The sequence below is a fragment of the Vibrio sp. MA40-2 genome (assembly GCF_047302445.1).
Taxonomy (GTDB): Bacteria; Pseudomonadota; Gammaproteobacteria; order Enterobacterales; family Vibrionaceae; genus Vibrio.
In genome coordinates this window covers 2,273,793-2,287,954 of record NZ_CP178628.1, presented here as the reverse complement: position 1 = coordinate 2,287,954, position 14,162 = coordinate 2,273,793, and the positions used below count along the sequence as shown (strand labels likewise).

General features: G+C 39.3%; 11 protein-coding genes. 3 read left to right on the top strand and 8 right to left on the bottom strand.

The window, feature by feature from the left end:
• Positions 1-14 precede the first annotated feature (14 nt).
• A complete protein-coding gene (gene rsuA / locus ACLKML_RS18035; protein ID WP_413284360.1) occupies positions 15-710 on the bottom strand; it encodes a 16S rRNA pseudouridine(516) synthase RsuA in 696 nt (231 codons plus the stop codon).
• Positions 711-787: 77 nt separating this feature from the next.
• Here rsuA and ACLKML_RS18030 point away from each other — a divergent pair, with 77 nt between their 5' ends.
• Both ACLKML_RS18030 and rplY read left to right on the top strand, forming a co-directional pair.
• Positions 788-2,527, top strand: coding sequence for a DEAD/DEAH box helicase family protein (locus ACLKML_RS18030; protein WP_413284359.1), 1,740 nt, complete (start codon positions 788-790; stop codon positions 2,525-2,527).
• Between the two features lie 266 nt (positions 2,528-2,793).
• Positions 2,794-3,072: a 50S ribosomal protein L25 gene (rplY, locus tag ACLKML_RS18025; RefSeq protein WP_317716615.1), complete on the top strand. Its 279-nt coding sequence runs from the start codon at positions 2,794-2,796 to the stop codon at positions 3,070-3,072.
• A 352-nt stretch (positions 3,073-3,424) separates the two neighbouring features.
• Here the strand turns inward: rplY and ACLKML_RS18020 are convergent, their stop codons facing one another.
• The 7 genes from ACLKML_RS18020 to dhaK all read right to left on the bottom strand — a co-directional run bounded on the left by ACLKML_RS18020 (position 3,425) and on the right by dhaK (position 11,814).
• The gene (locus ACLKML_RS18020) at positions 3,425-4,489 is read right to left on the bottom strand and encodes a formylglycine-generating enzyme family protein (RefSeq protein ID WP_413284358.1); all 1,065 of its coding nucleotides are present in this window, start codon (positions 4,487-4,489) and stop codon (positions 3,425-3,427) included.
• Between the two features lie 228 nt (positions 4,490-4,717).
• Positions 4,718-5,677 carry a transposase gene (locus ACLKML_RS18015; protein ID WP_413284357.1) on the bottom strand — a complete coding sequence of 320 codons (960 nt, stop codon included), beginning with the start codon at positions 5,675-5,677 and terminating at the stop codon, positions 4,718-4,720.
• Between the two features lie 159 nt (positions 5,678-5,836).
• Positions 5,837-6,346, bottom strand: coding sequence for a lipocalin family protein (locus ACLKML_RS18010; protein ID WP_413285925.1), 510 nt, complete (start codon positions 6,344-6,346; stop codon positions 5,837-5,839).
• A 139-nt stretch (positions 6,347-6,485) separates the two neighbouring features.
• Positions 6,486-7,367, bottom strand: a complete 882-nt coding sequence (locus tag ACLKML_RS18005; RefSeq protein ID WP_413284356.1) for an AEC family transporter — start codon at positions 7,365-7,367, stop codon at positions 6,486-6,488.
• A 109-nt stretch (positions 7,368-7,476) separates the two neighbouring features.
• Positions 7,477-10,023, bottom strand: a complete 2,547-nt coding sequence (ptsP, locus tag ACLKML_RS18000; RefSeq protein WP_413284355.1) for a phosphoenolpyruvate--protein phosphotransferase — start codon at positions 10,021-10,023, stop codon at positions 7,477-7,479.
• Positions 10,024-10,109: 86 nt separating this feature from the next.
• A complete protein-coding gene (gene dhaL / locus ACLKML_RS17995; protein ID WP_413284354.1) occupies positions 10,110-10,733 on the bottom strand; it encodes a dihydroxyacetone kinase subunit DhaL in 624 nt (207 codons plus the stop codon).
• A 16-nt stretch (positions 10,734-10,749) separates the two neighbouring features.
• Positions 10,750-11,814: a dihydroxyacetone kinase subunit DhaK gene (dhaK, locus tag ACLKML_RS17990; protein ID WP_317717408.1), complete on the bottom strand. Its 1,065-nt coding sequence runs from the start codon at positions 11,812-11,814 to the stop codon at positions 10,750-10,752.
• A 348-nt stretch (positions 11,815-12,162) separates the two neighbouring features.
• On the opposite strand from dhaK, the gene dhaR reads away from it, so the two are divergent.
• The gene (gene dhaR / locus ACLKML_RS17985) at positions 12,163-14,133 is read left to right on the top strand and encodes a dihydroxyacetone kinase operon transcriptional regulator DhaR (protein ID WP_413284353.1); all 1,971 of its coding nucleotides are present in this window, start codon (positions 12,163-12,165) and stop codon (positions 14,131-14,133) included.
• Positions 14,134-14,162: the final 29 nt, after the last annotated feature.

Below are 14,162 nucleotides of genomic sequence, written 5' to 3'. Positions count from 1 at the left end.
TTATCATACAAATATCAATTCCAAACCGAATTTACTTCCTGTTCGGTTAAATAACGATATTCTCCAGGTTCTAGTTGCTCATCTAATACAATGTCCCCTATTCGCTCTCGATGCAACTGCTCTACTTTATTACCCAAGGCAGCAAACATTCGTTTCACTTGGTGATATTTTCCTTCCACTATAGTCAACAGCGCTTGATGGCTATCTATCACTTCTAGTTTCGCTGGCAAGGTTGGCTCTCGCTCATTTCTCAATTCAATACCTTGCTCAAACTGAGTAACGTAATCCTCTCCTATCTCATCTACTAGCCAGACGCGGTACGTTTTTTCACATTTATGCTTGGGTGATGTGATTTTATGCGACCACTTGCCATCATCAGTAATCAAAACTAACCCTGTCGTATCTGCATCTAGACGACCCGCAAAATGGAGGTTTTCCATTTTAACTTCATCCAGCAAAATAAACGCAGTCGGATTAAAACCGTCTTCATGCGAACATACATACCCATCCGGTTTGAATAGCATAATATATCTAGGGCCATGAACTTTAACCACTCGGTTTTGCCACTCCACAACGCAAGTGTCAGTGACCTTATGAGCACCACTCTTAACCATAACGTTGTTAACCGTTACATCGCCGCTTTTAATGATTTTGGTTGCTTCTTTACGTGTTGCACCCAATCCATCACACAAAAATTTATCTAAACGCATGCATACCTCTTCTGTTGCTTGTGCGGTATTATAGAGATCTTTACTAAATAGTTGAACAATTTCACACTTTTCCTTTTATGTATAAACTTCGACCTTATCAAGCTGATTCAGTGAAAGCCGTTATTCACTACTTTAGAAAGCATACATCACCAGCGGTTATTGTATTACCAACCGGTGCAGGAAAAAGTTTGGTTATCGCTGAATTAGCGCGTTTAGCAAAAGGTCGAGTATTAGTGCTCGCCCATGTAAAAGAACTGGTAGAACAAAACCACGCGAAATACGAAGGGTACGGACAAAAAGGTGCGATTTTTTCTGCTGGTTTAGGTAAAAAAGAAACCGATCAACAGGTTGTTTTCGCATCCGTTCAATCTGTCGTGCGTAATCTTGACGCTTTCGCTAATCAATTTTCTTTATTGATTATTGATGAGTGCCATCGAGTTCCAGATGTACAAACAAGTAGCTATCAGAAAGTCATCTCTCATTTAAGAGACCTTAATCCTGGGATAAAAGTGCTTGGCTTAACCGCTACGCCTTATCGTTTAGGTATGGGATGGATTTATCAATATCATACTCGAGGTCAAATCCGTTGTGAGGACAGTCGCTTTTTCCGAGACTGTATCTTCGAACTACCAATACGTTATTTACTTGATGAGGGTTTTCTAACACCTGCAAAAATGATCGACGCACCCGTATTAAGTTATGACTTTTCTACGTTGAAACCGGCTAACACCGGTCGATACAAAGAATCAGAATTGGATATGGTGATTGAAAATGCGAAACGCGCTACACCACAAATTGTCCAGCAAATTATTCAGATAGGTAAGAATAGACAAGGTATAATGATTTTTGCCGCAACAGTACGTCATGCACAGGAGATTCATTCACTCCTACCAGAAAACCAATCGGAATTGGTCATTGGTGATACACCTAGTCCAGATCGCGACCGAATAATACAGAACTTCAAAAATAAACAAATCAAATTTTTAGTCAATGTATCGGTGCTCACAACCGGCTTTGACGCACCACATGTCGATTTAATCGCAATTCTACGTCCTACTGAGTCAGTCAGCTTATATCAGCAAATTGTAGGGCGTGGACTAAGATTGTCACCCGGAAAAACAGAATGCTTGATATTAGATTATGCGGGTAACAATTACGACCTCTATCAACCCGAAGTAGGTACAACTAAGCCAGACTCAGAAAGTGACATTGTCACAATACCTTGTCCTTCCTGTGGATTTAACAACAATTTTTGGGGCAAACTTGATAATAACGGTTTTCTGTTAGAACACTATGGCCGCCGCTGCCAAGGTTATTTCGAACAAGAAGATGGAACCAGAGAACATTGTGGCTATCGATTTAGAGCAAAATATTGCAATGAATGTGGTGCAGACAATGATATTGCAGCACGTATATGCCATGAATGTGATGCAACCTTAGTTGACCCTGATAAAAAATTAAAAGAAGCACTCAACCTAAAGGATGCACTAGTCTTTGAATGTCGAGATATGCAATGTTCTATAATTAAAGATAAATCAGGCAAAAATCAGTTAAAAATCAGCTATATCGGGGATAACAATACTCAAGTACACGAATTTTGGGCTCTCTCTACTAAGAGTCAAAAAAAACGTTTTTCTCAGCAATTTGTAAGGCCTCATTTAGCCGATCGGCATCGACCATTTAATGAATCATCTCCTAGCAAGGTAGTCGAAAATCAACATCGCTTTCGATTGCCGCTGTTTATTATCGCCAGAAAATCGGGACGTTTCTGGAAGATAAGAGACAAAATTTTTGAGGATGAATTACAGCCTAAATAAAGTTAACTAAAACCGATCTTATTAAAATAGATAAATTCAAGTATTAAGAATTTTCATCCAGCTATCTTTAATTTGTAAAATTAACGCGTAATACTCCATTTAATAGAAAAACTGAGCTCGATTCTATTGCCCGATAATGGCAGGAATGGTAGTATCCGCGCTCGCGAACATGTAACCCTTAGGTTTAGTTTCGCGTTATGCATTATCGGCTAGGTCGCTATGCTGATAAACAACACTAATTTTTTACTAATTTGAGAGTAAATACTATGAAAATCGAAGCAGTAGTACGTACTGAACTAGGTAAGGGTGCGAGCCGCCGCCTACGTCACGCGGGCCAATTCCCAGCAATCGTTTACGGTGGTGAAGCAGCACCAGTTTCTATCGCACTTCAACACTCTGACGTTATCCACCAAATGGATAAGCCAGAATTCTACGAAGAAATCACTCTAGTGATTGACGGCGCAGAAGTTAAGGTTAAGCCACAAGATGTTCAACGTCACGCATTTAAGCCAAAAGTTGAGCACATGGACTTCATCCGTATCTAATTCTGCTACCACAGAATTGTTAGGATAAAAGCCAACTTTTTGCATAGAGACTATCGAACTTACCATTCGAAAAGTCTAAAGTTTAGAAGCCCCAGATGCTACCAACATCTGGGGCTTCGCCGTTTTAGATAATGGATTATCAGAGTAACTTACTATAAGGACAGGCACCTTATAATATCAATGATTTATTACGAGTACTGTAAGGAGTGCAACCTTAGATATTAAAATAATAACTTTAATTAGAATGTCTAATGCTAGTAGGCAAGGTCATTTTATAATATCGGTATTTTTATTTTAAAGTGCCTGTCCCACTTATTTTGTCCTGTCCCGCTTATTTTTCACTTATTTTCGCTTATTTGGCCTTAACTAGACGAAAGCCATTATGATTATATCGAGATCGTGAACCAATATAATGATCGATGCGCGCAGCCGAACGTAAGGATAAATGTTTGCTGCTCCAAGAACCGCCGCGAAGAACACGACGCCCACAATTATTACTGAACCAAGGTTGTCCATCTATTGGAGCCCCCTTGTAATTACCTTTCCAACAATCTTGAGTCCATTCCCATACATTTCCATGCATATCAAACAACCCAAAAGCGTTCGCATCAAAAGAGGCAACTGGAGCCGTTTTGTCATTATCCCATTGACTCTTACAATCGGAGCAGTTCGCTTTATTTTCACCTATTTGGTCACCCCAACTATAAAGCGTTGAACTGCCAGCCCGTGTCGCGTATTCCCATTCAGCTTCACTTGGTATACGATAATTCTTACCTGTTCTTTGCTTTAACCAACGTGCATAACTATCAACATCATCCCAGCTTACATTTATAACGGGTCGACGACCTCTGCCCCACCCTTCATCATCAGGGTAATGGTCACACCCACCATCGGCAACACAAGCATCCCATTGCTCAAAAGTGGTTTCAGTTTTACTCATCTGAAATGCCGAAATAGTCACTTTGTGTACTGGTTTTTCACTACTACAGCATCTTGTACTGCCCATTTCAAAACTACCACCAGGAATATCCACCATTTCTGGTTCGGGAATACTTCCTAAATATTTCATTGCTAATTTCTGGCGAAACATATCAGAAACCACACGTTCAGATAATTTAATCTTGATGATTTGCTTTGAATCATCCGACACAAAAACATCCACTTTTTCTCCAAATAGATTGTAATTTGTACCATCTGGTTTTACGGCTTCTATTTTATATCCGCCCTCCTTAAGTTTTATCGTAAAAACGTCCTTAGGACTAACGGGAGAATTACCTTTACGCTGACCGTTAATATAAATACGAGCATCACCGGGATACGTGACTATTTCTAATATTCCTTTACTTGCCCAGCTTATCGAAGAAATCGTTAGCATGCTAACTAATAACAAAAAAGGACGTATACGAGCAATAGACATATTATCTCCTAGTTAAGGCTTCAATCCTTTATAAACTTGATTTCAAATGACTAACTATATGTATTTCAAAACAGTATTTGATCGAAAGAAGGGAAGTTCAATTAATTGGTAGTTTGACTTACTCGAAATGATTACTCTGCCATAATTTAAGTATGCAGACACTGTTAGTCATCTTCCGTTAATCTTTTAATATAAAAATTCTTATAAAGTAATGCTCTCAATATTTATTTAACTTAACTGGTATCCACGTATTCGACTTCGGCGTAATTTAGGTAGAGCTGATGGAAAACTTTGTCTGCACCCAACTAAAATGGCTCGTTGTTTCTCTAACTCAGAGCAAGCAATTAACCAATCTTTATCCGTTAGATTTAACCTTTGTAAAATAGGCGGAGTACACAGATGTAAGCTCGCTTTGCCTTTTTTCAATCTTTTGCCTGACCATTCAACCAACTCTATATAATCCATCAGTCTAAATGGTATTCCGGCGTTAATTTTGCCGTTTATACTGCCAACGAAAGGAAATAAATTCGGCTCGGTGGGTTGTTGTTGATAAAGCCCCTTTAATCGACTTTTGATTGAAGTGTAATCAGAGGTGTCGAGGGCTTTAGCGGTACCTGAACGGACGGGATTCAAGTCAGTGTAAGCCATTGCAGCAAGCAACGCTTTTTCATCGAGCAAAGCCTGACTTTTGTATCGACTTTCCCAAAAGTGGCCTTTGCAATTATCTTCTTTATTCGCTTTCAAAGCGATATCAAAATTTAGCTCACGCATAAACCAACTCAAACTATAGAGTCGCTCTCGCCATTGCAGAATTATCTTATTCGCTAAGCTGATTTCAGCTTTCCCTTTCAAATCATGGCCCATAAATCGTTTTATGATGTCTGGTGTGGTGTGAAGTTGAGACCAACGCTGAATAACATCACTATCAGTTAATTCATCCAATTTGGCTTTGTTAATGTGCACCACAAGGTGATAGTGATTACTCATCACCGCATAAGCGCAAATATCGATACAATAGACAGTGGCGAGCATTTTGATACGAGATTCAATCCAGTCTCTTCTGTGCTCGTAACTTGTTTGTGAAAAGGCATCATAACCACATAGAAAAGAGCGGCGAACACAACGAGAAACGCAGTGATAATAAGGTGTGGCGTCAATACTAACTTGTTGGCTTCTTGCAGTGGTCATGGATGCTTCCTATGTTAGGTATCGCAACCAATATAACGGAAATACGTTGAGAGCAGATAAATGATTAATCGCCTTTCGAGCGATAATTTATTTTTTAATGTAAACGGTTAGTTTGTTTCATAAGGTGCCTGTCCTTATAAAAAGAAACAACATAAACATCTATTGCTCAACATAGATAAGCTTACTTAGATCAAATTCACGCTCTGTAGCCATACGCTTGAACTTCGCTAATATCTCATCACTGACTGTTTTTGTTCTGGATAGCAACCATAGATAATCTGTATCAGGTCCAGAAACAAAGGCGTATTGATAATTTGATTCCAATTCAAAAACAACATATGAACCATAAAATGGTCCAAAAAATGATACTTTCAAATATCCTTCATTTTGAGCGTCGACAAAGTATGCTTTACCTTCTGCTTCTTTCCATTCGTCCTTAGAGGCTAAATATCCCTTATTTACTACGTCAACTCGTCCATTTTCTTGTAACGTATATTCGGCACTAACTTGGGTAAGGCCGCGTTCAAACGAATGGTCTAATCGAGCAATCTCATACCATTCCCCCATATATTTCTCTACTTCAAAGTCCATTACTGGCTCGACTTTAGCCGGCATACCAAGGCATCCACCTAACAAAAGAACTAGTACTGATAACAAGGAATATTTCATCCACACTCTTGTTGAAAACTGCATTCGTTTATCACTCCCAATACATAATCAAATAAAGTCGTTATTCGTGTATAAATCTAACCTAATGGTTAAATAAAGCACACGACCACTCCTATAAATACATTCTAAATACTAAGATTTACTTTATATAAGATAGAGCAAAAGTAAGTAAAAGTGGCAAGGTTAGAACACAAAAAAAGTTACTAAACAAAACCATTGACGCAACTTTCTGAGGCTCAACATTAAACCGTTCAGCAAACATAAAGTTCATTACCGCAGGCGGAAGCATCGTAAATAACACCATCATTTGAAGCTGTAAGGTAGGTAATGGCACAAAATAATAAATCATACCGAACGATATCGCGCCAACTGCAATTGATAATAAAGTACAACCCAAACCAATTCTCAATCCGCTCAATTGTATATTACACATTTGCGACCCTAAGGACACCAGCATAACAGGTACAGCAGCTTGACCTAATAATGCCGTTGCTTCATATAATGGGTTCCAGATCCCAACTCCACTTAAATTTAAAGTAAGCGCTATTAATGAAGCGAGAAAAACCGGCATTTTAACAACTTGCTTAAATGGATTGCCTTCACTAAGTAACAGCAAACCTACGCTAACATGAAGACAAGCGGACACAACAAACAATAGTACCGCAGAGGCTAGTGCTGACTCCCCAAATGTATAAGTAAATAAAGGAATCGCTAAGTTTCCACTATTACGAAACATTATAGGTGGAGCCCAAGTTTTATATTTTAAATTGGCGATACGACAAATAGGCCAAATTAAGATACCAGGTAGCAATACCGCAATAAATGATGCTGTTAATAATGGAATCTGAGAAGAATCAAGAGGCATGGTAACTAAGGATGAAAAAACGATCGCAGGGACAAAGACTTCCATATTGAGACGATTAATAGGCCCAAAATCTGGTTTTATCCATTTTCCAACCGAAAATCCAACCGCAGCTAGCGCAAAAACAGGAAAGAGTATCCCTACAACGGTTTCAAACATACTTACCTTCTAACTAGGTTCACTTATGCAACTAAGTTACCCCATTTAACCACTATTTGGTAGTGACTAAATAGGGAAACGAATATTTATCGCTACTATCGATAATCATTTATTCGTTTGATTTTACTTTTAAATCGACTTCTGCAAGTGTCGCCGAGACTAAAACATTTTCCGCTAATGTTATAGAGGTTACGAAGTTAGTTGTTCGAACCTGGGCTTTAACTGCCGCAATTCTTACAGAGCTCATACTTAATTCATCAACACCAAGACCAACTAATAGTGAAGTTAACCTCGGATCGCCTGCCATTTCCCCACACACTCCAACACTAATACTTTCAGAATGAGCAGCATTAACCGCGGTTTGTATCATATTCAATACTGCAGGTTGGTGAGTTAATGTTAGATAAGCAACTGATTCATTTCCTCTATCCGCGGCCATAACATACTGCGTTAAATCGTTGGTTCCTATGCTAAAAAAATCGACATACTGTGCTAAATGTTTTGCATTTACTACGGCAGCTGGCACTTCTATCATAATACCAATTGCAGGAATTAATGATGCCTGTCCCTGTAATGTGAGCTGTTGATGCATATCTGCTATCATTGATTTTGCATCGAGTAACTCTTCTACTGTTGCTATCATTGGAAACATTATTTTAATATTGTCAAACTGCGCTCGAGTCCTTAGTAAGGCTTTAAGTTGAGTTTTAAATACATCACTATTTTTCAGACATAAACGTATACCACGACACCCTAAAAATGGATTATCTTCTTTATTTTGCTGTAAATATTGTAGAGGTTTATCACCACCAATATCGAGTGTGCGAACTATGACTGTTTTGCCTTCGAAACTCTGCGCTATTTTAGAATAGAAACGAACTTGTTGCTCTTCGGTTGGTGGTTGAGCTGAATCCATAAACAAAAACTCACTTCTCAGTAACCCTACCCCTTCTGCTCCATTTTCCAACGCTTTATCTACATCCTCTAATGTTGCTATATTAGCGAAGACTTCGATACACTTGCCATCTTTCGTAACTGCCGGAAGCTGTGCTACTGCTTGATCTTGTTGTTGTTTTGCTAGATTTTCAGTTATCTGTTGTCTATTCTTTTCTAATTGAGTGCGGGTTGGATTTAAGCAAATGGTTCCTTTATATCCATCAAGGATCACTTCGCTCCCTTCTTGTACTTGCTCTAAAATGCTATCAACTCCAACGACTGCAGGAATACCGAGACTCCGCGCTAAGATGGCCGAATGAGATGTATTGCCACCTTTTTCAAGACACAAACCTTTCACTAAGCTGGGGTCAAGTTGAGCAGTATCGGATGGCGATAGATCACTAGCAAATAAAATACTGGCTTGTTCTAATACGATATTCGACGACTGTTCACCTACCATTATTTGCATAACACGTCGACCAATATCAAAAATATCGTTGGCACGTTGCATAAGGTAAGAATCGCCGGTTTGGTTGTAAGCATCAGCCATTTGGTTAATCGCGTCGATCCATGCTTTTTCAGCGATAACTTGGCTATCTATAAGGTTATTTTTTACTTGATTTATTAATTCAGGATCTGAAAGCATCTGCTGATGAGCTTTGAATATTTCAGCATCTGATAGCGATACTTTAGTTGAAACGTCATTGATTAAAGTTTGTAATTCAACATGTGCGGCCTCAAGTGCTCGTGTTAAATGGTTCATTTCACTCTCTAACCCATAGATCTCGCGTTGCGGAACGGGTGGCATTGCCGTTCTATAACACAGCGCTGGTGCGATGCTAATACCATCAGAAGCGGCAATACCTACAACCATTGAACCCTCTTGTTGTGGTTCAACGTTAGCTAGAGGAACTTTATGATCATTAGAGGTTTGTTGAGGAATTAAGGCTGTATCTAAAGACTCTCCAAAGTGAGATTCAGCCAAACTAGAAAAAGCATTTATAGCCTGTTGCGCATCTTTACCTTGAGCTTTAAAAGCTATGGTATCGTTTTGTTTTGCAGTCAACAAAGCCACACTATTTAGGCTGCGTGCATTAGCAACTTTGTCACCATTTACTAGCCACGTCTTTGCTTCATAATCACACGCTAAAGTAACAATCTCTGAAGCTGGACGAGCATGAATCCCATTTGGATTTTGTACTTGCCAAGAAAACGTCAATACCTGCTCATCTTCAATAACAGAATCTTCCAACGTAATGGAAGTAGACTCTGAATGTTCAGGAGTACCAATAGCGCCAGCGAGTGCGGATGATTGCTGTAACAATTGATATTTAGCCACAATCGCGCCATTGGTCTCATCAATAACTTGCTGCATCGGCATACCTGCAGCCGCAGCGACACAGGCCGCCATTGTTCCTTCAATTAAAGGGGCAGCACAAACGTGGACGACACTGGCCTGCTCTGGTTCTAGAAGCTCTAATGCCATATCAGTACTAAGAATCGCACTCCCCATATCAACCAAAACTAAAACACCTTGAGTAGAAAAAACCTCGTCGATGGCCGTCATGATTGCAATCGCATCTGTACCTATTGGGTTGTCCGGATCGTCAACACCTGCGGCGATCGTCATGACGACTTTTCCCTGAGACATCTGTTGGGCAAGCTCTAATACGCCTTCTGCAAGCTGTTTACTGTGAGACACAATCACAATACTGACCATAATATAACCTACCATAGAGGTGGCAATTGCCACCTCATTAAATGATTAAATAACATTGAAAGAGTTACGGAAAATTGCTGAAAAGATTAAAACGCTGCTTTAACCAATGAGTTGACTATCAAATAAGTAGACGTTGCACCTGGATCTTGATGTCCGGCCGAACGTTCTCCGAGATAACTCGCTCGCCCTTTTTTTGCAACCAAAGGTATGGTGTCCTTCATGCCTTTTTCCGCTGCTTGTAAAGCGTGTTCTAAAGCCTGCTGCAAAGATGTTGATTGAGACTGCTGTAGTGATTCCACCATTGGAACCATAGCATCAATCATCGTCTTATCACCGATAACGGCCTTACCACGTTTTTGAACACCCTCACAAGCATCAGTAAACATTACGGTCACATCTTTTAGTGTGAGCTCTTCTTTAGCCATTACACTGGAAGCGGCACGAATAAAAAACGTACCGTATAAAGGCCCACTAGCCCCACCAATACTTGACAACAACGTCATGCCTGTTGTTTTCAGAATGGTGCCTATATCCTTGTCCGCTACAGTAGGCAAACGTTCTATCACTTTACGAAAACCACGATTCATATTAAGCCCATGATCTGCATCACCAATCTCACGATCCAATTGGGTAAGAAAATCTTGGTTCTGTTGAAAAACTTCGGCTAAATCTTCCAACCAAGCAACAATGTGTTCCTTTGTGACAACCATTATCAACTCCTATAATTTATATTCCCCAGCGCAACGCTGGTGTGTTAACTGGAGCATCCCAAAGAGACAACATTTCATCATCAACTTTAAGAACAGAAATAGATAAGCCTTGCATATCAATAGAACTACAATAAGTTCCCACAAGATTTCTCGCAATAGTGATGCCTTGTTGCTCCAGCATTTCCGCGACTTTCCGATATACGCAATACAATTCAGATTGAGGAGTACTGCCTAAGCTGTTGACTAGTACAATCACTTTATCGCCTTTGTTCAACGCTTCTGTCGTACGGTTTTCTTCAATCCAACTTGCCGAGTCAATATCCCAAGAACGTACAATTCGTTGATATGGCGTATTATCAAGAATTTCAGCCATCATATCGGCTGTAATTGCATCACCACTAGTAAATTTAGTGCGTTTAATGCCCGGTTCTCCGTGAATACCAACACCAAATTCAATTTCATCATCTGCTAATACAAAACTCGGTTTTCCTGCTGCTGGTACAGTACAAGCATCGAGTGCGACACCAAATGAACGTCCACGATTTGCAATACGAATGGCCAATTCATTACATTTTTCTAAGCTATATCCTTTTTCAGCAGCTGCGCCAAGAATCTTCTCAGCAAGGACGGTTACGGCAACCCCACGGCGACCTGCAGTGTATAAACTGTCTTTAACCGCAACATCGTCATCAATAAGTGCCGCTTGCACTTTTATGCCATCGTCATGCAATAATTCAACCGCCGTTTCGAAATTGAGTACATCGCCAGTATAGTTTTTCACTAGAAATAAAACGCCTTCCCCTGAATCTACTTTCTGACCACATTCATACATCTGATCGGGTGTAGGAGACGTAAACATTTGCCCAGGGCATGCACCATCTAACATCCCTAATCCGACAAAACCACCATGCATGGGCTCGTGGCCACTGCCCCCACCAGAAACTAAAGCAACTTTGGGCTTGTCTTGTTTATTCACAATATACATAGGCTCCATGTTGACATCTAATTCCGGATGCGCTTTAGCAATCCCTTGCAACGTTTCAATAATGACATCATCAATCTCGTTAATCATTTTTTTCATGGTTTTATCCTTGTAGGGCGTAAAAGGTTATTGAATTTTTATTCGCTTATATTTTTGATAGTGCGATCATTTTTCTGGTTCTACTTTACCTAATAGAAACTTGGATAAGAAAATTTAATTTGTGATTCAATATGAAACGACTTATTCACTCATTAAGTTTCAAATTGAAACTTAAATAGCACTCAAACAGCATTATCATGACCAAGTTCAAAATTTAACTAAGCCAAATATAAGATAATTAGTAATACGCTGAGTTACTCACAAACAAGATAAACATGATGCAAAAGAATCGAAAAGATTGTTAAGTTTTTATCGTAACTAAGTCGACATTATCTGGAAACCGAATTTATGCAACTTGAAAGTAACAGCGTCTTAACAAGAGATCATCATGTTAAAAAATATTGGAACAAGATAGTTGCACAAGGTCAATCTGACTTTGAAATAGCTGAATTTGACCAAGAATTACGTGAACATTGGTTGCGGTGCCAGCACAGACAACGCTACGATCACTGGCCGCAACTGAGTTATGCCAAAGGCGTTACCCTTTCCTCTATTAAAAAAAAGAAAGCACGTTTAATTGATATGGCCATTCCGGTTATCGAAGATATCCATGAATTCTTAGAAAATAAAAATTGTGCTTTACTATTAACCGACGAAACAGGTTGCACTTTATCGTTGTACAGCGATAAGTACATGAAAACACAATTGACTGAATTAGGACTCACTGATGGCGTGTACTGGCGAGAAGATATTTTAGGCAATACCGCTATTTCTACTGCAATCCATCAAGCAAAAGTTGCCCAAACTGTCGGTTACCAACATTTTAAACAAGCACTTCACTCACTCGCATGTTATGCAGCACCTTTATTTAACAATGAAGGCAATATTCTTGGCTCCATTGCAATGATCTTACCGATTCATTCGGCAAGTGACTTTATTCTAGGCCTCATCTATTCAGCTTCTAAAGAAATTGGAACTAATTTGTATGCAGATTATTGTTTAAGTGAATCTAATCAGCATCTTAGTGAAGTTCATGTATTACTAGAAGGTGTAGAAGAAGGCGTCCTAGCATGGGATTCAAAAGGTACAATTCACTATTTAAATAGTAAAGGAAGCAATCTATTAGGTCTAACAAGCAGCAAAGTATTAGGTTGTGAAATTGATTCGGTGATTAATCTACCTCCACAAATTAAACATGCAATCGCTGCTAAACAAGATCTAGCAATGTTTGAAACAAGCATAGAAATCAATCAACGCCTTATTTCATTATGGATTTCGTTACGTCTGGTCAAAGACGAACATGGCGAGATACACACTTCTATGGTACTCATGCATCCGATTGAACATATTCGCCAGATTGTTCATCATCAAGTGGGGAATCAAGCAAGATTGACTTTTGAAGATATAGAATACCAATCGGAGGACATGCACCGTGTAATACGTCTTGCACAACATGCAGCAAAGGGCCGTGGTTCAGTTTTTTTACATGGTGAAGAGGGGTTAGGCAAAACAGACCTAGCTCAGGCAATTCACAATGCCAGTGATCGCAGTAACAAGGCATTTATTTCTATTAATTGCCAAGCTATTCCTCAAGTATCAATGAACACTGAATTTCTCGGCTCTGATGCAAATAGTGCGAATCCATTTCCTTCTAAATTTGAATTAGCCAGTGGAGGAACGCTATTTTTGGAGCATGTTGAATGCTTAACAGCAGAGATTCAAGCCGCCTTATTACATCTGTTAAAAACTGGACTCATTAATCGACTTAATCACACAATTCTTCCAGTCGATGTCCGAGTTATCGCAACTTCAGATATAGATATCACGCAGTACGTAGACGAAAAACGCTTTGGTCGCCAGTTAATGTATGAATTACAATCATTCGACATTTATATTCCTCCACTACGACAACGTATTGATGATATTGCTGTGCTAGCGAATAGGACATTAAAGTTTTTGCGCGGTAATAGTAACAAAAACATTTCTCTTGCTAACGATGCAATGAAGGTATTATCTCAGTACCACTGGCCAGGAAATAATCGTGAGTTGAGAAATGTGCTAGAACGAGCGTTTAGTTATGGTAACGGAAGAAAAATATTAGAACGAGATCTTCCCGACTCTGTTAGACAAACATTAGGCCATACACCAGAAATAGCAGCGAAGAAAACCTTAGCTGAAACAGAACGAGATGCTATTACCTGTTCTGCTATTCGTTGTTCAGGTAAACCGAGTAAAATGTGCCTAGAGCTAAATATTAGCCGTACATCATTATGGCGAAAACTGAAAACTTATCAGATTACATTAAACGATTTTAAATAATGTAACCCCCAAATTTATATAAAAATTAG